Consider the following 19767-nt stretch of genomic DNA (forward strand, 5'->3'; position numbering starts at 1 on the left):
ATCTGCGGGTAAAGCAATAGATGCCAGCACCGTGCAGGTAGAAAACATAGGAGGGTTTGCTATTCCCTTTGATGTAACAATATTATTGGCCGATGGCAGCGAGAAACTCACGCATTACAGTCCGGTAGTTTGGCGAGGTACAAAGGCAATCAATATTAAAGCATCCACCAACAAGAAGATAAAAAGTATTGTAATAGACGGAGGTGTTTTTATGGATGCTACACCGGGAGATAACAGTCTTTCATTATAAATGGATATCATGAATGTAAAAGAACAATGGATTGAGTTTATTCACGACCTGCAAAACCGCATTTGTGCTGCCTTGGAGCAGGAAGACGGGAAAGCAAAATTTGTGGAAGATCAATGGACACGGGAAGGCGGCGGCGGCGGCAAAACCCGCGTGATAGCTAATGGAAATGTATTTGAAAAAGGCGGTGTTAATACTTCGGTTGTATATGGAAAAGTAACAGACACCATGCGAAAAGCATTGAACATCAATGGTGATCAATGGTTTGCTGCTGGGTTAAGCCTGGTTATACATCCTTTCAATCCCTTTGTACCTACAGTGCATTGCAATTACAGAATGTTCGAGCTGTATAACGAGCAGGGAGATACTATTGACAGATGGTTCGGCGGGGGTACGGACCTAACACCTTATTATCTATTTGAAGAGGATGCTATCCATTTTCATACTACTTATAAAAATGTATGTGATGGTTTTGACAGTTCGTTCTACCCCAGGTTTAAAAAAGTATGTGACGATTATTTTGTGAATACACATCGGGATAATGAAAGGCGTGGTATAGGGGGTATTTTTTACGATCATCAGAAGGCCGATGATCATGAAGATGTTGATTTATGGATGAATTTTGGCAAGGCCTGTGGCAATGCGTTTATACCAGCTTATCTCCCTATTGTTGCCAGGAGAAGGAATGACGAATTTGAGCCTTCGCATAAATACTGGCAGGAAATAAGGAGGGGGCGATATGTAGAGTTTAACCTGGTACATGACAGGGGTACCATTTTTGGCCTTAAAACCAATGGCAGAACAGAAAGTATTTTAATGAGCCTCCCTGCTACTGTTCGATTCGATTATAATTACCAGCCGGTACCGGGAAGCGCAGAAGACCGGTTATTACAGGCTTGTAAACACCCAAGGGAATGGGTGACGACTACTGAGATCACTGAAGAAGATTGGGCGTCCCGCGTTAATAAATGCTGATATTGCACACCCAGGTAAACATAATACTCATGAAGCAGCTGTTCATCTTTTTATACTATTGCCTTTTATTGGCTCAGCTCAAACAAAGACCTGGTATAACTGGAAAGGATTCCCTTTAGAGGTTTTTGAAAAGCCAGATGTTAAAAGCCGGCAGATTGGTACGCTTGCAAAGGGCAGTAAAGTAGATGTAGTGGAGTTCAATAAGAACAGTTTTTTTCCTATCTATTTGTGTTATTATGGCGATACTGTAACAACCCGCCCTGAGCAGTATGCCGATAATGAAAAGCATGTTTATACATTAAAATCGGAATGGGCTAAAGTAGTGCACAACAATAAAGAAGGATATGTGCCTGCAGCCTTTTTGGTGCATATACCCATAAAAACTATCCATAAGAAAAAGACTTCTGATGAATATATCCCCGATATTCCGATTAGTGATGCTTTAAAAGGGTATTTGGGAAAGCCGCTCACTTACAAAAAGCAGCAACTGGAGAAGCAGGATAAGGATGAGATCCATTTCAGTGAAAGTTACACCTTTAATGGCGGGTATACTTACAAGGCTGTTCAGCAATATATGGAGGAAGGTGGCGCGGGCGGGGAAACACATACTTTATTTCTGCCTTCGTTTTCGCTGCATGAGGCGGTGCTCTTTTTATTAGAATTGCAAAATGCCCGTGCTTACCGGCCGGAGGATGTAAAGAGCTTTAATAAGTTAAAAAGTGCTTACGACTATTTCAGTTGGTGGTATCAGACCGTAAATTATGATGACGATGGTAATGAAGTAAAATCAGCGAATATGTATAATTTCCAGTATAATAGCGAGGGCGGTGGAAGTGGTGTAAAGTTTATACAAAAGAAGGATGGGGTGGAGGTGGAATATAGCTTTGGCGGATGCTGATGAATCTATTTCGGAAGATTTTTAACAATCTGCAACTGGGGATTTGAGTATTCTGACCTAGGAGAGATCAAATATTTATAGCACTAATGTTTGAGTGGCCCCACGACCCCAGCGGGGTTGAACAAAGGGGGTATTTTTGTCGCTACTGATAAAACAAACAAATCAAAGATAAAAAAGTGATGTCTGACATAGGATGTCTGATTTATGAAATAAAGCAGGATCGCTAGAAAAATCGTACATCTTAAATCATACATCCGAAATATTATATTATGTACTTACAACGTAGAAATCGTATTACACGCAGATCAGGAGCCATCAGGAGCTTATTGGCAGAAACAGTGTTGACACCCAACGATTTTATCCTGCCTTTATTTATAACCGAGGGGAAAGAGGTGATAGAAGAAATACCCTCGATGAAAGGATATTACCGGCGTTCGCTCGATAAAACCATTGAGGAAGTGAAGTTAGTGTGGACTCTAGGTATAAAGGCGGTATTGCTGTTCGTAAAGGCGCTCGATGAAGTAAAAGATAATACTGGTAAAGAAGCCTGGAACCCCGATGGCTTGATGCAACGAAGTGTGAAGGCGATTAAGGACGCCGTGCCTGAAATGGTTGTGATGACGGATGTAGCTCTTGATCCTTATTCTGTTTATGGCCATGATGGTATTGTAGATATAGAGAAAGGAACTATCGTAAATGATCAAACGGTAGAAGCGCTGACCCTGATGAGCTTGTCTCATGCTGCTGCGGGGTTGATTTTATTGCGCCTAGTGATATGATGGATGGCCGTATAGGGGCATTCAGAAAGGCGCTGGAAGAAAATGGGTTTACAGATGTAGGTATCATGAGCTATAGCGCCAAGTATGCCAGTTGTTTTTACGGTCCTTTCAGAGATGCACTGGATGCGCTCCTGGCTTTGGCGATAAAAAACTTACCAGATGAATTACGCTAATCGACTCGAAGCTATCAACGAGACATTGCAGGATGTGGAGCAGGGAGCAGATATCGTGATGGTGAAACCTGCAATGGCCTACCTGGATATCATCAGGGACATAAAGAATAATGTGACAGTACCTGTGAGCGCTTATCATGTAAGTGGTGAGTATGCAATGATCAAAGCTGCTGCTGAGAGAGGCTGGCTGGACGAAAATAAAGCGATTCTCGAAAGTTTGACTTCTATTAAAAGAGCGGGCGCAGATTTGATAGCCACCTATTTTGCAGTTGATGCAGCTAAGTTGTTGAATAGTTAATGAGCCTGGTTACAAAATATAATATCCCTGGTCCCCGGTACACCAGTTATCCCACGGTTCCTTATTGGGAGGAGTCATCGTTTTCAACAGACCGATGGAAAGCATCCCTTGTTAAAAGCTTCAAAGAAAGCAATGCCACGGAAGGCATCAGCATCTATATCCATCTACCTTTTTGTGAAAGCCTTTGCACATTTTGCGCCTGTCATAAGCGTATCACCAAACGCCATGGTGTAGAGAATCCGTATATCGATACCCTATTGAAAGAGTGGAAAATGTATACGGAAATAATGGGAGAACGTCCCCGCATAAAAGAACTGCACTTAGGTGGCGGCACACCTACTTTTTCCAGCCCGCGAACCTGCAAAGGTTGCTAGAGGGTATATTTGAACTGGCAGATATTGATACACATCCTGAATTTAGCTTTGAAGGACATCCTAATAATACAACAGTTCAGCATCTGGATACCTTGTATAATATGGGTTTCCGGAGGGTGAGTTTTGGCGTGCAGGATTATGATCTTAAAGTGCAGCAAACGATCAACCGCATACAGCCATTCGAAAAAGTGCAGGAAGCAACCAGCGCTGCACGTGCTTTAGGATATGCCAGCATTAGTCATGATCTTGTTTTCGGACTGCCGCATCAGACATGGGAAAGCATGAAGCATACCATTGAAAAAACCATATCATTAAAGCCCGACCGTATCGCTTTTTATTCCTACGCGCATGTTCCCTGGGTGAAAGGTGTGGGGCAAAGAGGTTTTGATGAGCAGGACCTTCCCGGTCCTGAATTAAAAAGAACGTTATATGAAAACGGTAAGCAGCTATTGCTTGATCTGGGCTATGTAGAAATAGGCATGGATCATTTTTCGCTTCCAACGGATAAGTTATATCAATCGGTATTGAATAAAACCATCCACCGCAACTTTATGGGCTACTCGTCTTCATCTACCCAGGTAATGATTGGGTTGGGAATGTCGGCCATCAGCGATAGCTGGTACGCATTTGCTCAGAATGACAAATCGGTGGAAGATTATACCGAACGAATTAACAAGGGCGATTTACCTGTTTTCAGGGGACATGTTTTGAATAGGGAAGACCTGGTGATAAGAAAACATATTCTGAACCTGATGTGTAATTTAGAAACATCCTGGCAGGATGAAAGAGTGCAGTTGTCCGAAATGCCTGATATTCTGGAACGTCTTCATGAAATGCAGCAGGATGGTTTAATTGAAATAGCCAATAATCATTTGCTGGTAACAGAAAAAGGCCGCACTTTCGCGCGCAATATTGCAATGGCGTTCGACCTTCGGCTGTTACGTAAACAGCCGCAAACCAGGATATTTTCAATGACCGTATAAAACCACAGTATGATAATAAAAGTGCCCATCAATAAATCGAAAGCTATTAAGAGGTTTACATTCTTTGTAATACTGCTTCTGATTTTTACCTTAATGGCTATACAGCCGCAGCTGTTTACCAGAAGTAGCAGCACAGGTTTTATAAAAGTGGCCGGCTTTATCGGGTCTTTTATTTTTATTATCGGAGCTGCATTTATGGCGCAAAAAGTGTTTAACAAAAAGCCGGGGCTCATCATTGACAATGATGGTATAGCGGATGGCTCTCTGGGCGTATTGTTTCCCAAAGTAAGCTGGGCGCAGGTTACGGAGATCGGGCACCTCGAAAGCAATGGTGATCATTTTATCAAAATAACCATTAAAGATCCTGAAAAATATATGGCTGCTGAACCTAACCCGCTAAAGAGGAAAATGCTGGAGATGAATTATAATACGCTACGTACGCCGGTTAACATCGCGGCCAGTCGTTTAAAAATGGATTTTCAGGAGCTATATTCGCTCATACAAAATAAGCGGCAGGCATTTAGGAACAGCTGATGTAATCAACCATATATTATCAACTAATTAAAGGAATAGTAAATTATGTATAGTTACGAATCAAGTAAAGCCTTATTCGAGAGAGCGCAACAAAGCATTCCCGGGGGTGTTAACTCGCCGGTACGGGCCTTTAAAAGTGTAGGTGGCACGCCCTTGTTTATCAAAAAAGCCAAAGGCGCTTATTTGTATGATGCAGATGATCAGCAATATATCGATTATATCGCTTCATGGGGCCCTATGATATTGGGGCATGCTTATGAGCCCGTTGTAAAAGCCATTTGCGAGAGAGCCCAGTACTCCACTTCCTTTGGTGCTCCTACCGAACTGGAAATTGAAATGGCCGAATTGATAAGGTCGGTTGCGCCAAATGTAGATCTGATAAGAATGGTGAGCAGCGGTACAGAAGCTTGCATGAGCGCCTTACGTGTAGCAAGGGGTTATACCGGTCGTAATAAGTTTATCAAATTTGAAGGTTGTTATCACGGCCATGCCGACGCTTTTCTGGTAAAAGCTGGTAGTGGCTTAGCTACTTTTAATATACAGACAGTACCAGGTGTAACGGCTGCGATTGCTAATGACACACTGACCTGTGCCTATAATGATCTGGAGGCGGTTAAGAAATTGGTTGCAGAACACAAAGAGGAGGTAGCTGCTATTATTGTTGAGCCGGTGGCAGGTAATATGGGTTGCATTCTTCCCCAGCCTGGTTTCCTGGAAGGCCTGCGGCAGGTTTGTGATGAGAATGGAATCGTATTGATTTTTGATGAAGTAATGACAGGGTTTCGTTTGGCCTTGGGTGGCGCACAGGAGAAGCTGGGAGTGGCAGCTGATCTGGTTACCTATGGTAAGGTAATCGGGGCGGGCATGCCGGTAGGGGCCTTTGGGGGTAAACGTGAGATTATGGAAGTAGTGGCGCCGCTGGGTAATGTGTACCAGGCAGGAACCCTAAGTGGTAATCCCATTGCTATGATCGCTGGTTTTACTTTATTAAGTGAGCTGAAATCGAACCCCGCTTTATTACAGGAGTTGGATAATAAAACCTTATACCTGAAAAACGGATTGGAAAAAGTGTTAAGCAAATGGGGGCAGGCATATTCCATTAATCATTTGGGTAGCATGATCAGCGTGCACTTTGGTGACAAGCCGGTAACTGACTTTGCCAGTGCGGCTGCATGCGATATAGAGCGGTTTAAGCAGTTTTTTCATGCTATGTTGAAAAGGGGCATCTACCTGCCGCCATCTGCTTACGAAAGCTGGTTTTTAAACAATGCGCTGAGCTATGAAGACCTGGATAAAACGGTGCAGGCAGTAGCAGAAAGCCTGGTAGAACTATAATACGAAAGATATAAACGGGGGATGGGGCAATTTATTTAAGTTGTCCCATTTTTTATTATTTTCGGTAACGTAAATCGAAACAACCTGTTGCGCAACCTTTTATTGATACTATATTTTATACCTTTTTTGTGGCGCAGGACGCACACTACATGAACTACCTGCATTGCAGGCTGGTGAATATTGCACAACCTGTTAGCCAGCAGTGCGATTGTGAGCAGCTTTTAACTTCTTCGGAAAACGAACCAGCATCCCCTGAAAAACAACCCGCAAGCCACGTACATGCACATCTCGATGTATATTTTTATCATGCTAAGTTTTTAAAAGCAAACGAACCGTTCGTAAGTGATCATAGGCAGGCTTATCCTCTTTTGAGGGATCAGGTTTGCGAGGGCATATATCTACTTCCCTGGCGCCCTCCGGCATTTCTATCTTAAATAACATATATCAAATCAATCACGAAAGCTTTTCCAGCTTTCGTGTAATGCTGTATGGGTAACGCATGCCTATGCGCATACTATTTCTATTCAATCATTTTCAAATTATTTAAGATGCAAAAATTAATCGCCTCAATCATATTATTCTTATCCTTTCTTTTAGTAAATGCCCAGGAAAAAGCGGCACCCGATAAAATCATTTATGGCCAATGTAGTATTAACGATTTAAAACAAGCTCCTTACGCAAGCTGGTTTAATACAGGGTTTGATTCTTATATTCCTGATTCGCCGGTAATTGATCAGCTGAAAAGGATCGGCTATAAAGATGTTTCAATAGAAATTGTATTCGGTTCCTGGTGTGGAGACTCTAAAAGAGAAGTACCGCGGCTACTCAAGGTTTTATCTTCTGTTGCATTTCCTGAAAAACAAATAAAGCTTATAGGTTTGGGCGGCACTGATTCGATTTACAAAAGAAGTCCAAACGGAGAGGAGAGAAGGCAAGGGTATTTATCGGGTGCCTACATTTATTATTTATAAAAATGGAAAAGAAATAAGCCGTATTAATGAGTTCCCGGTTTATACATTTGAAAGAGACCTGTTGGCTATTCTTTCTGGTAAGACGTACACACCTAACTATGCAAGTTTTACACTCATCCATCAGTGGGAGCAAGAGGGTGTGTTGATCCATCGGCATACGAATATGCGAAGCCTGGCAGCCATGCTCAAGCCCTTTGTAGACAACGAGCACCTGTTAAACAGTGTAGGCAATTTATTTGTAACACAAAACAAAATAAAAGAAGCGCTAAGTATTTACAAAGCTAATTACCTATTATACCCGGAGTCGGATATTGCTATATCCGGGCTGGGCAAAGGCTTCTTGAAAAATGGAGAAATAAAAACAGCGATAGAATACCTGGAGTATGCTTTGCAGGTAAATAAAAAGCCTGAAAATGTAAAAGACATATTGAAGGTGCTGTATGAAGCCAAAGAAGCGGAACGCCTTAAGTAGAAAACGTTTATCAGGATCAAGCTGCCCCGGGGCAGCTTTTTTTATTATCCGGCACTGGTAATCAGTATGCTGAAAACGGATAGGATTAAATGTTTTTCTCTTGACTGGATGGGGGAAACAATTTCAAACGTTGTAATTAAGTATTAGTTGTTATCCATGATTAAAAACACTATTTTAGTTAGGATTATTAACGATGCCATAAACCTTCCAAAAAGGATTTAACAGACTTCTAAAACTTGTTTTGTACTAATCAATCGAAACTGTAGTTTATAACGATTCGCTGCAGCTTCATTTATTTTTTTTGAATAAACCTAAACCGATGCTGATAATAGCAGACATGCTGTTATTGGTATCTATTTAACGATTAAAGCTTTATTTATATGAGAAAAAACAATCAGTTATTTTTCAGGGCAGGCTTGTGCCTGTTATTATTCCTCTGTATTTCGTTTGTTTCTTTTGCTCAAAATGCGAGGCCGGTGTCTGGAACCGTCAAGGATGATAAGCAGCAGCCGCTTGCGTCAGTGAGTGTTATGGTAAAAGACTCTAAGCTGGGCACCATAACTGATGAGCAGGGGCACTATTCTATTCAAAACGTGCCGGCAGGCGCTACCTTGGTATTTAGCTATACGGGGTATCCAGCGCAGGAAATCAGGCTAACGAATCAGCCCAGTATCGATGTGGTAATGACGGCCAGCTCATCCGACATGAATGAAGTCGTTGTAATCGGCTATGGTACCGCGCGGCGTAAAGATTTGACAGGTGCTGTAGCATCTGTACAAGCTACCAAACTAGAGAAGGAAGCCCCCGATCGGTGCAGGATCTCTTGCGGGGAAATGCAGCTGGTATGGTTATCGGTCAAAGTAACCCTGGCAATACCGCCCGTGGTGACGCCGATATATTGGTGCGTGGATCTGGTACGCTCAAAGCAGGCAGTAATCCGTTAAACGTAGTAGACGGCGTTATCTTTGACGGTACATTCGCTGACATTAATCCCAATGACATTCAATCTATCGACATCTTAAAAGATGCGAGCGCTACAGCTGTGTTTGGTGCAAAAGCTGCTAACGGCGTGGTATTGATTACCACTAAAAAAGGTGCAGCTGGTAAACCCAGGATTACGCTCAACGCAAATTTAGGATTTGTAGAGGCCGCCGGGATGCCCCGTGTAATGAATGGGGAAGAATTTTTAGCCTGGCGATACGATTATGAGATTGGAAGAAGAACCCAGGCTTTTCACAACCAGTATCCCGAAATGTTTATCGATCCGAGAAAACTAAGTAGTAATATTAATCAACTAACCTGGTATAATTACGATAAAACAACTCCGGCTACTTCCGTAACAGATGAAGATCTGGTTCGCACCTGGTTGACCCGGCTTGAACTAAGAACGCCCGAAATAGACAACTACCTGGTTAACAAAGTAACGAACTGGCAGGACCTGGTTTTTAAGAAAGGTTTTCAACAGGATTATACTGCAGCTGTATGTATCTAATAGAAATGAAAATTCTAACTACTATTTTTCTCTGAATTATGTGGACAGAGAAGGTATTGTTGTTGGCAATCGTTTCACCAATTTCAGAACCCGTTTAAATCTTGAATCCAAAATTACTTCATTTTTAAAAGTAGGTGCCAATACCAACTTCGCGGTTAGGGATGAGGGATTTCTTCAGGCAGATTGGGGACAGTCTGCCATTATTTCTCCTTATGGGTCTAATAATCTTGACGATCCAAGCAGCCTTTATAGAAGGCTTCCCACCGGAGATGCAACACCTGTAAATCCATTTCATGACAACTTGTACAGAGATCGGAAGGATGCTTACAATACACTCAACTCTAGTATTTATGGTGTTATTACCTTACCTCTTGGATTCGAGTTTCAGAGTAATTTTACGCCTTCATTTACCTGGCGGGAATACTACAATCACGAGTCATCTAAAAACCCCCAATGGGCGGCTAATGGAGGTAGCAGCGAACGCACTTTCGAAAAAACCTATAACTGGCAAATCGATAATGTGCTTAGATGGAAAAAGCAATTCGATGATCATAAACTGGAGGTAACGCTCTTGCAGAACGCGGAAAAAGGACAGTTTTGGAGAACGAAAGCTACTGCCTCAAAATATACACCCAGCGATATTCTTGGCTACCACCGCCTGCAGGCAGGATCGGTACCGTTAAATGAAAGTAATGATACCTACCGGACGGGAGACGCTTTAATGGGCCGCTTGTTTTATTCTTTCAAGGATAAATATATGTTGACCGGTTCTGTGAGAAGAGACGGTTTCTCTGCCTTTGGAGCTCAAAACCCACGCGCTACTTTTCCTGCTCTTGCTTTTGCATGGGATTTCTCTGAAGAAGCATTTATGAAATCAACATCCAGCTGGTTAGATTATGGTAAGCTGCGACTATCATGGGGCAAAAACGGTAACCGTGATATTGGTCAGTATGAAGCCTTATCAGATATGACATCAGGTTTACACCCGTACATTGATCAGACAGGTAAAGTTTACCTATCCTCCCAGCTTTATGTAAACCGGATGGCTAACCTGGGCTTAAAGTGGGAAAGTAAATCATCCTACAATGTCGGGTTAGACTTTTCTATTTTCAAAAGCAGGCTGACTGCTACAATTGATGCGTATACGGCGACAACAATAGATCTGCTTGTAGATCGGGCCTTGCCGGAAATTATAGGATTCAATAGTGTTGCAGCAAATCTTGGACAGTTAAATAATAAGGGTCTTGAGTTTTCTTTGAATGGCAAAATCCTGGAGAAAAAGAATTTAGTTGGAATTCAGGACTCATCTTTATGATCAACCGGAGAAAAATAGTTAAGCTATATGGTGATATGATTGATGTGAAAGACGCCCAGGGAAACATCATTGGTCAGAAGGAAGCTGACGATATTAAAAACAGATGGTTTATTGGCCGCGATCCTGATCAGTTCTGGGATTACGAACGTACAGGTGTCTGGCAGAATGGTGAAGAAATTGCCGCAGCTAAATATGGAAACCAGCCAGGAGACTTTAAGTATAAAGACCAGAACGGAGATAGCGTAATGACGGATGCCGACAGGGTTTTTCTGGGTTATAAAAGCCCTCGTTTTCGCTGGACCTGGAGAAATGATTTTGACTATAAGGCGTTTACTTTTTCCATTTTTATTTACTCCAACTGGGGGCAAAGAGAGCAGTTTAACAGATCGGCTAACAATAACAGTTTTCCTGACAGGTCGAGTGATTATGTACAGCCAAGATGGACTCCCAATAATCCCATTAACGACTATGCACGGATAGGTTCCAGAAATATTGGTACCAACTATGTTGAACGGTCTTTTATAAGATTGGACAACCTCTCACTATCCTACGGTCTGCCGCAATCTTTTCTAAAAAAGATCAGCATTCAAAGTGCCCGGGTGTCTGCCGCTGTAAGAAATGTTGCCTTCTGGGCGCCTCACTGGAAATATGGTGATCCCGAATCGGGAGGATTTCGTACCCGGAATCCAGACGGGAATGAATATACGCCGGGCCAGCCCACACCTCGTACGTACAATTTGAGCATCAATTTAACACTTTAATTTTCCTCTTATGAAAAGGATTCTATTAATAAACATTTTCTTATTCTCTCTAATGGCACTATTACTGGCTGCCTGTAATAAAGAATGGCTCAAACCCCAACCGCTCTCCTTTTATGAGCCCGGTGTTGCTTTATCTGATGCGCAAGGCATGTATTCGGCCATTACCGCTTGTGAAAGAAATATGCGGCATGAGTATTTTGGCGATGCTGCACCTGCTATTACCGAGATCATACAATCTGAGGTGGCGGTTGAAGGAACAACAGATAAGGCCGGCCCTCAAATGAATATGGATATTTCCCTACTACCCGATGCGCAGCTGAATAGTAACGATTTCACAAAAGTGGGTTGGTACTGGTACGAGGGATATAAGGGCATTAAATACGCCAACCTCGTAATTGCGCGCATAAATGATGCTACGTTTAAAGATGAAAATGAAAAAATGCGGTTCTCGGGGCGGCCTATTTTCACAGAGCATACAGGTACTTTAAGCTAACACACCAGTTTGGAGATGTGCCGTATATCGGTGATGAAATCAACGAACCTAAATATGATTTTTATTCTTATGACAGATGGAGCATTTTGGAGAAAATGAAAAAGGATATGGAATTTGCCTACCAGTGGGTTCCTGAAAAAGTAGACAGGGGCCGCACTTCCAAATCGGCATGCGGCGTTTTACTCATGAAAATTTGTATGTCGCTAGCCGACTTTGATCGAGCCATTGCGGTAGGAAAAGAAATCGTGGCGCTTCATCCTTTGATGAAAAACAGGTTTACAGTCAATGCTACAAAACCTAGCACTAATTTGATGTTCGACCTGCATAGTGTAGAGGCGAAATTAGACATGTCAAATACAGAGGGTTTAATGTATGTGGTATCTTATCCGCTGGTGGACGGTTCTGATAGAATTCAAACCATGCGAAACGCTGTTCCCTTCTGGAATAGTGGAGCGATCATAACGCCCGATGGAAGAACAGGAACCAGTGTTGATCTTGCAGCAAATGAAACCGACGTTTCACTGAATTTAAACAAAGCTTATGGCAGGGGTATTGGCAGGTTGAGATCCACCTGGTATTTTACCAATGAAATATGGCGCGCCGATAAGGAAGCCAATGATACGAGGGGAATATTAAATAAAGATAGTTGGAGAAAAATGACAGATCTGCGATACAACCACCCGTCTTTAAAATCGGGCAATAACCAGTGGTACGCTAAAAATTTTGTAAAGCCGGCCGCCATGAGTGTAGAGGATACCATACGAACCTGGTACTCCTGGCCACATTATAAGGTTTTTGTTCCTGACCCAACACAAAGCGGGAATTGGGCCGGTGGCGAAACACCCTGGTATATTTACCGTTCTGCAGAGGTGTACCTGATGCTGGCAGAATGTTATTATTGGAAGAACGATCCTGCACAGGCAGCCATTAATTTGAATGAAGTACGCACCAGGGCCGGAGCAGCTACCTTAACCGCTGCTGAAATAAACATTGGAGAAATATTGGATGAAAGAGCGCGTGAACTGTATTATGAAGAAAACCGGCATATAGAGCTGGTGAGGATCGCGTATATCTATGCCAAAACAAAGAAGCCATGTGAAATATTTGGAGGCCGCGTTTACCAACTGGAGAATATAAGCGGCCCTGGAGGTAATAATGCCAACATAAAGCAAATGGGCGTCAACTTCTGGTATGACAGGGTGGTAAGCAAGAGTAATTTCTACAACAAAGGATTAAAGCACCGATGGGCTGAGTATAAAGTAAGTGTACACCATATGTTATGGCCAGTGCCGGCTAATGCGATCAATACAAATATTAAGGGAATCATTAATCAAAATATAGGCTACCCGGGCGCTGAGAAAAATGTAGCTCCATTAAAAGTGGAGTGATTTTAATAGAAAGTTCTTTTAAGTTTTCAGGTGTTGAATAAGGGATGGTTTTCGGCATTAAGGCTTCCGTAAGGGAGCCTTAATTATAGAGTCTGGTTTATTTCAAACGTTGTAATTTTAATAGATACTTGCGCTCTAAGTCCGAACCTTTATCTTAGTAGTCTCACATATATCAAAATGATTTTTGCTTGCCTGGCGATTGCAATATTGGATAGAACAAGCGCCGGCTTTAATCTGATCTTTTACGATAGTAAATTTTAAAAAATGTCGTCCAACACAAAAAAGGAAGAAGAAGTTTTCTAAAGAATTCTTTTACACTTACTGCCGGTGGAATATTGCTGCAGGGTGCGCCAACCATTGTTCCTTCTACAGTTTTTGGCAGAAATGCTCCCAGCAATAAGATCAATATTGCTCAAATAGGCTGCGGACGGATTGCCCGTACACATGATCTGCCAGAAACATTTAAGAATGATGTTGCCCGGATTATCGCCATTGCCGATGTTGACAAATACAGGCAGCAAAAGGGGAAGGAATTGATTGAAGGCTGGTATGCAAAAAAAACGGGCCAGGCAAATTATATCAACGTAAAACTGTACGACGATTACCAGGAGCTTCTTGCCAGTAAAGATATAGATGCTGTTATCATCAGTACACCTGATCACTGGCATGCGCAGCCTGCAATGGAAGCTGCTATGGCGGGTAAACATATCTATCTCCAAAAACCTACTTCGCTTACAATAGAAGAAGGCAGGCACATGAGTAATGTGGTAAGAGCCAAAGGCGTGGTGTTTCAATTAGGTAGTCAGCAACGGTCGGTTAATCCCTGGCCACAATTTAAAAAAGCGTGCGAGTTAGTTCGCAACGGCCGTATAGGAAAACTAAAGGAAGTACATGTGGGTTTGCCTGCTGATCCGCCCGGTGGCAATACAGCCGAAATGCCCATCCCCAAAGAACTGAATTATGATAAGTGGCTGGGGTCTACACCGTACATCTATTATACACAAGACAGGGTTCATCATCCTACTGACCTGGATTCACGGCCGGGTTGGTTGCGCCTTGAACAATTTGGAGCCGGCATGATCACCGGTTGGGGCGTGCACCATATTGATATTGCTCATTGGGGCATGAATACTGAATTGACGGGGCCAATAGAAGTAAGCGGCTCGGCACAGTTCCCAAAATCTGGTTTGTGGAATGTACATGGCGATTATGAAGTGGAGGCTAAGTATGCGAATGGTGTAACCATGCATGTGAATAGTAAAAATCCGAATGGTGTAAAGTTTGTTGGTACAGATGGGTGGATCTTTGTATCCCGCGGTAATGTGGGCGTTACAGCAACCGATCCCACCAGTGGCGACAAGTCTCAGCCTAGGGCCTTTAATGCCAGCAACCCGGCTATATTGCAATCGGTGATCCAACCAAATGAAATTCATTTGTATGAAAGTCCTGAGCAGCACCGCAACTGGCTGGAATGTATACAGAATAAAAAAACTACCATCAGTCCTGCGGAAATAGCGCATCGCTCCTGTAGCGCCTGCCTGGTGGCTTTTGCAGCCATGAAAATGGGAACTAAATTGTACTGGGATCCTGCTAAAGAAGTATTTAAAAATAATACCGAAGCCAATAAGCTGTTAAGCAGACCCCAGCGTCATCCTTATGGTACCAGTTATGTTTATAATAAATTCAAAAAATAGTATGATTCGCAATGTGTTCATTTTGTCTTCCGTTATGGCTTTAATGTCTTGTAATTTCAACGATACAAAGAAAGAAGAAAAGGCTGCTGATTTCACACTGGTAACACTGGATCCTGGGCATTTTCACGCTGCCCTGGTTCAAAAAACAATGTATCCGGGTGTAGATAGCAACGTGTATGTATATGCTCCGGAAGGACCGGATCTGCAATTGCACCTGGGTAGGATAAATGCTTATAATACAAGAGCAGATCAACCTACTCACTGGAATGAACAACTGTATACAGGGGCTGATTTCTTTCAGAAAATGATTGCCGAGAAAAAGGCAACATCGTGGTAATGGCGGGCAATAACCAAAAAAAGACAGAATACATTTTTAATACGGTTGATGCAGGCATGAACGTGTTGGCCGACAAGCCAATGGTAGTTAACAGTGATGGATTTGAACTGCTTAAAAAGCTTTTGCAAAAGCAGACGAGAAAAAGGTATTGTTATATGATATCATGACCGAGCGTTTTGAAATTAATACCATGCTGCAAAGAGAATTTTCACAGGTTAAAAAACTCTTCGGCGACCTGGAAAAAGGAACACCCGATAATCCTGCAGTAACCAAAGAAAGTGTGCATTATTTCTACAAGTTCGTTTCGGGTAATGTGTTACAAAGACCATCCTGGTTTATGGATGTAATGCAACAGGGGGAAGGGATTGTGGATGTGACCACTCATTTGGTTGATCTGGTGCAATGGGAAAGTTTCCCGGGGCAGGTACTGGATTATAACAAAGATGTGGCGCTTGTTTCAGCCAAACGCTGGCCCACCAATATGACGTTGAGTCAATTTGCCGCGATCACCAAACAAAGTGCTTTCCCGGAGTATTTGAAAAAGACCAGGTAAATGACAGCACTATAGGCGTTTTTAGCAATGGAGAAATTAACTATACATTAAAAGGGGTGCATGCCAGGGTTTCTGTTACCTGGGGGTATAAAGCGCCGGAAGGCACCGGAGATACTCATTATTCTATCATGCGAGGCACCCGTACCAACCTGATCATAAAGCAGGGGAAAGAAGAAAACTATAAGCCCGTTTTATATATCGAACCGGTTAATAAAAAAGACGCCGATTTTGAAAAAGATCTGAATGAAGCTTTACAAACCGTACAGGCTCAATTCCCAGGCGTTGTTATAGAGAAAACTGCCAAAGGCTGGCGAACAGTGGTGCCTGAGAAATACAATACCGGGCACGAAGCACATTTTGGCCAGGTTACAGAAAGCTATTTAAAGTACCTCAAGGAAGGCAAGCTCCCCGATTGGGAAGTGCCTAACATGATCACCAAATATTACATCACTACCTCGGCATTGGAGCTGGCAAAAAAATCTGCTGCTAAATAATGGAATGGATCAATCTGCTTAAGAATTGGAAACGTTGTATCGGCCTTGCAGTACTGCTGAACCTGCTGGTATTTACCTCCGCCAACGCGCAACGTATTGCTACTTTACGAGCCACAACAACGGGTAAGGAATTGTTTAATATACCTATGCAAACTGCATTGGATGCAATTACAACATTGCCCGATAGCAGCCTGCAATTAGTAGAAATACGAAATGGACAAAAAGTAAATATCCCTTTTCAGATTACTTCAACCAGCGATGGACGAAATCTGTGCTGGATGATAGCCCCTTCGGTAAAGGCAAGCAGGGTATTTGAGTTGATACGTGTTGCAGCCAAGGGGAACTTCCCGATGATACAGGCAAAGGAAAGCAACGGTGCATTAGTGCTGGAAGATAATGGGAAAGAGCTGTTGCAATATCATTTTGAAACAGTTTATCCACCGGCAGGTATTGATACTGCTTAAAGCGCAGCGGATTTATACATCCTTTAAATACGCCGTCAGGTCATGCTTTAACCCGAATTAATGCGCCCGACCACTATCATCATTGGGGTTTGTGGAATCCATGGACACATGTGCGGTTTGAAAACGAAGTGGTTGATTTCTGGAACCTTAAAGACAGGAAGGGGACCGTTCGCTTTTCAGGGTTTAATGCTATCGAGGCCGGCGCTGTATATTCAGGCTTTAGCGCTTTGCATGAGCATATTGTTTTTAAAAAGACGGTACCGAAAAGACGGCCATCAATGAAGTTCAAACAGTAAAGATTTACAAGGCACAACCCAACGATCAGTATTATATCCTGGATATTACTTCGCAATTGAGCTGTGCGGGTTCAAGTCCTGTGCTGTTACTGGAGTATCGTTATGGTGGTATAGGCATCCGTGCAACAGAGCAATGGGATAATAAAAACAGCACTACTTTAACCTCAGAGGAAAAGACCGTAAGGAGGCCGATGGCAGTACTGCCCGATGGTGTCTTACGCAGGGAAGTCTCGGCAATGATTTCGGGGGCTGGAAATGATGAGCCACCCCATCAACTATAATCACCCCGAACCACTAAGAGTATGGCCCGAAAACTCCAATGGCCGTGGCGATGTCTTCCTGAACTTTTCTCCCACTAAAAACAAAAACTGGTTACTGGAGCCTGGCAAGAGCTACCTGTTAAAGTACCGCTTTCTGATTTTTAATGATAAGCTTAGGCGTGCCCAGGCCGAAGAAGCATGGCAGTCTTTTGCGCATCCTCCTAAACTTCTTATTCAAAAATAAATGGCCGGATAAAACTGAACCGATGATGCTTAAAAATATAATGAAGATGAAATATAGTCTGATATTAATTTTGTTGATGATAGTTCTCCCGGCTGCTTCGCAGGCACAAACACCTGTTAACTGGAAGACGGTAAAGGTTTTGGTGTACAAAAAAATGGCAAAGGCTATGTGCATGATAATATACCTTATGCTGCACAGGCAATCATCGACCTTGGAAAAAAACATGGCTTTAAAGTAGATACTTCTTCCAGCCCGTCAGTAATGACCGAAGAGCATCTAAAGCAATATCGGATGCTGATCTTTACGAGCACCAATAACGATGTGTTCGATACAGATGCCCAACGCCTCGCTTTCAGAAGGTACATTGAAGCTGGTGGTGGATTTGTCGGGGTTCACTCAGTAACGGGCACAGAGCGTAACTGGCAATGGTTTAAAATGATGTTGGGAGGAACCTTCTCCTGGCATGCGTCCTTTCAAACATACACTGTACGTGTAATAGATACCAAACACCTGTCTATGAAAGGCACGCCTGCGGTATGGAGTAAAGCCGACGAATGTTATTTCGCCAAAGAGCTATACCGGGACCGACTCCTGTTATGGTTAATGATTTCTCAACCATTGATACCAGTAACGTAAAACAGAAAGAGCTACTTAATAAAAATGCGGGTGCTTTCGCCACTTATTTCCCCAGCGCCTGGTACTATAATTTTGATGGAGGCGTTACCTGGTGCACTACTTTAGGGCATGATAAAAAGATTATTCCGATCCGGTATATTTAAAGCATATCATGGGGGCATCGAATATGTGGCAAGTGCTGTTAAGAAAATTGATTTTTCAAAATCCTATGCAGTTTCTTTCAACGAACCGGTGAGATACTAATGCACAATAAGCTCGCAGGGTATTTTTATAGATACAGGCGGGGCCGATTCAGTAGGATTGTTGATAAGATTCATGAGCAGGTCAGCAGCTTTTAATCCCATTTCGTAGGAGTTCTCTTCGAGCGAAGCTTTGGGTTTGGTATCGAGGTACTTGATAAGCGGTAGATTGCCAAAACCAATGATGTCTATTTTACGAACCAGTTTCGGATGATGGATCTTTACATAATTGATCGCATCCAGGCTCACATATGTTTTAAAAACAAAAAATGCGGTGGGTGGATTTTTAACTTTCAACAGATCCCTCATCGCCCGATGCGTTTGCTCTTCAGAAAAGTCTACCTCCTGCAACAGCTCAGCGTCAAAGTCTATTTTCAGCTTTTCCAGGCCCTTTTTGTATCCTTCCAATCTTTGATGGCTGGTGCTCAGCATTTTGGGGCCCATTAAATGAGCAATACGACGATGGCCGAGTTGATATAGATAGTCAATGGCCAATGTGCCTGCATGTATATTGTCTGCAGTGACATTATTAAAAACAGGTTGACCAAATGAGCGGGTAAGGAATACTACGGGTATGCCGTTCTGTTCCAGCTGCGTAAACAGCTCGGGTTTGTTGGTGTTTTTTGAAATAGTGATGATCACCCCATCCACCCGGTTGCTGATGAGATTTTTAATGATCTGTTCTTCCTTATCGGCATCTTCGTGCGATTGGGCAATAATTACCTGGTATTTATGCTTACCGGCTATTTCTTCCACACCGCGTATGGCCGCTACAAAAAACTGGTCTATCAGATCGGGTATAACAATGCCAATAGTAAATGACTTGTTTTGTTTAAAATGCCTCGCAGCTTCATTGGGTACATAATTCCATTCCCTGGCCAGTTGCTGCACCCTTTCCTTCGTCAAATCACTAATATTAGCATGATTGCTCAGCGCTTTCGAAACCGTTGAAACAGACATATTCAGCTTTTTCGCTATGTCCTTTATAGTGATCCCTTTTTCACAGGCAAAATATACAAACTATTTCGGTAAGTTCCCCGAATTAGTGAACAGGGCGCTCAA

At 42.7% G+C, this 19767-nt stretch carries 26 protein-coding genes and 3 pseudogenes; 28 read left to right on the plus strand and 1 reads right to left on the minus strand.

All coding sequences use genetic code 11. The annotated features are described in order from the left end of the window. The first annotated feature begins 31 nt into the window (after positions 1-31). The 28 genes and pseudogenes from MKP07_RS14190 (at position 32) to MKP07_RS14310 (ending at position 18609) form a co-directional block, all read left to right on the plus strand. A complete protein-coding gene (locus MKP07_RS14190; RefSeq protein ID WP_240847779.1) occupies positions 32-250 on the plus strand; it encodes a hypothetical protein in 219 nt (72 codons plus the stop codon). A 9-nt stretch (positions 251-259) separates the two neighbouring features. Further along, complete coding sequence (hemF, locus tag MKP07_RS14195) at positions 260-1222, plus strand: oxygen-dependent coproporphyrinogen oxidase (RefSeq protein WP_240847780.1); 963 nt, start codon at positions 260-262, stop codon at positions 1220-1222. A gap of 58 nt (positions 1223-1280) precedes the next feature. After that, the gene (locus MKP07_RS14200) at positions 1281-2120 is read left to right on the plus strand and encodes an SH3 domain-containing protein (protein WP_240847781.1); all 840 of its coding nucleotides are present in this window, start codon (positions 1281-1283) and stop codon (positions 2118-2120) included. 269 nt (positions 2121-2389) lie between these two features. Then, positions 2390-3072: pseudogene (locus tag MKP07_RS14205) on the plus strand (hypothetical protein). Continuing rightward, positions 3059-3370: a hypothetical protein gene (locus MKP07_RS38530; protein ID WP_262919300.1), complete on the plus strand. Its 312-nt coding sequence runs from the start codon at positions 3059-3061 to the stop codon at positions 3368-3370. The pseudogene MKP07_RS14205 and the gene MKP07_RS38530 overlap by 14 nt, the downstream one beginning before the upstream one ends. Continuing rightward, positions 3370-3744: an oxygen-independent coproporphyrinogen III oxidase gene (locus tag MKP07_RS14210; RefSeq protein WP_240847782.1), complete on the plus strand. Its 375-nt coding sequence runs from the start codon at positions 3370-3372 to the stop codon at positions 3742-3744. The genes MKP07_RS38530 and MKP07_RS14210 overlap by 1 nt, the downstream gene beginning before the upstream one ends. Continuing rightward, positions 3738-4727, plus strand: a complete 990-nt coding sequence (locus tag MKP07_RS14215; protein ID WP_240847783.1) for a coproporphyrinogen-III oxidase family protein — start codon at positions 3738-3740, stop codon at positions 4725-4727. The genes MKP07_RS14210 and MKP07_RS14215 overlap by 7 nt, the downstream gene beginning before the upstream one ends. A gap of 9 nt (positions 4728-4736) precedes the next feature. Further along, a complete protein-coding gene (locus MKP07_RS14220; RefSeq protein ID WP_240847784.1) occupies positions 4737-5261 on the plus strand; it encodes an STM3941 family protein in 525 nt (174 codons plus the stop codon). A gap of 45 nt (positions 5262-5306) precedes the next feature. Continuing rightward, the gene (hemL, locus tag MKP07_RS14225) at positions 5307-6596 is read left to right on the plus strand and encodes a glutamate-1-semialdehyde 2,1-aminomutase (protein ID WP_240847785.1); all 1290 of its coding nucleotides are present in this window, start codon (positions 5307-5309) and stop codon (positions 6594-6596) included. 548 nt (positions 6597-7144) lie between these two features. Beyond that, positions 7145-7567, plus strand: coding sequence for a hypothetical protein (locus tag MKP07_RS14230; RefSeq protein WP_240847786.1), 423 nt, complete (start codon positions 7145-7147; stop codon positions 7565-7567). Then, complete coding sequence (locus MKP07_RS14235) at positions 7545-8039, plus strand: tetratricopeptide repeat protein (protein ID WP_240847787.1); 495 nt, start codon at positions 7545-7547, stop codon at positions 8037-8039. Before MKP07_RS14230 ends, MKP07_RS14235 begins: the two co-directional genes overlap by 23 nt. A gap of 476 nt (positions 8040-8515) precedes the next feature. After that, a complete protein-coding gene (locus tag MKP07_RS14240) occupies positions 8516-8983 on the plus strand; it encodes a carboxypeptidase-like regulatory domain-containing protein (RefSeq protein ID WP_240847788.1) in 468 nt (155 codons plus the stop codon). Beyond that, entirely contained in the window at positions 8884-9531 is a 648-nt protein-coding gene (locus tag MKP07_RS14245; RefSeq protein ID WP_240847789.1) for a TonB-dependent receptor plug domain-containing protein, read from the plus strand. The genes MKP07_RS14240 and MKP07_RS14245 overlap by 100 nt, the downstream gene beginning before the upstream one ends. Positions 9532-9571: 40 nt before the next feature. Continuing rightward, positions 9572-10846 (plus strand): SusC/RagA family TonB-linked outer membrane protein, encoded by a 1275-nt coding sequence (locus MKP07_RS14250; protein ID WP_240847790.1) that lies wholly within the window; start codon positions 9572-9574, stop codon positions 10844-10846. Beyond that, a complete protein-coding gene (locus tag MKP07_RS14255; protein WP_240847791.1) occupies positions 10843-11607 on the plus strand; it encodes a SusC/RagA family TonB-linked outer membrane protein in 765 nt (254 codons plus the stop codon). The genes MKP07_RS14250 and MKP07_RS14255 overlap by 4 nt, the downstream gene beginning before the upstream one ends. A gap of 10 nt (positions 11608-11617) precedes the next feature. Continuing rightward, positions 11618-12100 carry a hypothetical protein gene (locus MKP07_RS14260; RefSeq protein ID WP_240847792.1) on the plus strand — a complete coding sequence of 161 codons (483 nt, stop codon included), beginning with the start codon at positions 11618-11620 and terminating at the stop codon, positions 12098-12100. Positions 12101-12105: 5 nt separating this feature from the next. Further along, positions 12106-12225, plus strand: a pseudogene (locus tag MKP07_RS14265) (hypothetical protein); the annotation flags it as partial. 294 nt (positions 12226-12519) lie between these two features. After that, positions 12520-13488: a RagB/SusD family nutrient uptake outer membrane protein gene (locus MKP07_RS14270; RefSeq protein ID WP_240850832.1), complete on the plus strand. Its 969-nt coding sequence runs from the start codon at positions 12520-12522 to the stop codon at positions 13486-13488. Between the two features lie 335 nt (positions 13489-13823). Then, on the plus strand, positions 13824-15182 hold the full coding sequence (locus tag MKP07_RS14275) for a Gfo/Idh/MocA family protein (protein ID WP_240847793.1): 1359 nt from the start codon (positions 13824-13826) through the stop codon (positions 15180-15182). 1 nt (position 15183) lies between these two features. Beyond that, on the plus strand, positions 15184-15519 hold the full coding sequence (locus MKP07_RS14280; protein WP_240847794.1) for a hypothetical protein: 336 nt from the start codon (positions 15184-15186) through the stop codon (positions 15517-15519). Then, positions 15519-15686: a hypothetical protein gene (locus MKP07_RS14285; protein ID WP_240847795.1), complete on the plus strand. Its 168-nt coding sequence runs from the start codon at positions 15519-15521 to the stop codon at positions 15684-15686. The genes MKP07_RS14280 and MKP07_RS14285 overlap by 1 nt, the downstream gene beginning before the upstream one ends. 23 nt (positions 15687-15709) lie before the next feature. Further along, positions 15710-16566: pseudogene (locus tag MKP07_RS14290) on the plus strand (putative oxidoreductase C-terminal domain-containing protein). Further along, complete coding sequence (locus tag MKP07_RS14295) at positions 16566-17030, plus strand: hypothetical protein (protein WP_240847796.1); 465 nt, start codon at positions 16566-16568, stop codon at positions 17028-17030. Before MKP07_RS14290 ends, MKP07_RS14295 begins: the two are co-directional and overlap by 1 nt. A gap of 56 nt (positions 17031-17086) precedes the next feature. Beyond that, the gene (locus MKP07_RS38535) at positions 17087-17326 is read left to right on the plus strand and encodes a DUF6807 family protein (protein ID WP_317236014.1); all 240 of its coding nucleotides are present in this window, start codon (positions 17087-17089) and stop codon (positions 17324-17326) included. A gap of 2 nt (positions 17327-17328) precedes the next feature. Next, positions 17329-17607, plus strand: coding sequence for a DUF6807 family protein (locus MKP07_RS38540; RefSeq protein ID WP_317236015.1), 279 nt, complete (start codon positions 17329-17331; stop codon positions 17605-17607). Beyond that, entirely contained in the window at positions 17582-17830 is a 249-nt protein-coding gene (locus MKP07_RS38545) for a PmoA family protein (protein WP_262919301.1), read from the plus strand. Before MKP07_RS38540 ends, MKP07_RS38545 begins: the two co-directional genes overlap by 26 nt. A gap of 168 nt (positions 17831-17998) precedes the next feature. Then, complete coding sequence (locus tag MKP07_RS14305; protein WP_240847797.1) at positions 17999-18466, plus strand: ThuA domain-containing protein; 468 nt, start codon at positions 17999-18001, stop codon at positions 18464-18466. Further along, positions 18427-18609 carry a hypothetical protein gene (locus MKP07_RS14310; RefSeq protein ID WP_240847798.1) on the plus strand — a complete coding sequence of 61 codons (183 nt, stop codon included), beginning with the start codon at positions 18427-18429 and terminating at the stop codon, positions 18607-18609. Before MKP07_RS14305 ends, MKP07_RS14310 begins: the two co-directional genes overlap by 40 nt. Before the next feature lie 96 nt (positions 18610-18705). Here MKP07_RS14310 and MKP07_RS14315 read toward each other — a convergent pair whose 3' ends face one another. Further along, positions 18706-19698, minus strand: coding sequence for a LacI family DNA-binding transcriptional regulator (locus tag MKP07_RS14315; RefSeq protein WP_317236016.1), 993 nt, complete (start codon positions 19696-19698; stop codon positions 18706-18708). Between the last annotated feature and the right edge of the window lie 69 nt (positions 19699-19767).

It is taken from the genome of Paraniabella hibiscisoli (genome assembly GCF_022512515.1).
Lineage (GTDB): Bacteria > Bacteroidota > Bacteroidia > Chitinophagales > Chitinophagaceae > Niabella > Niabella hibiscisoli.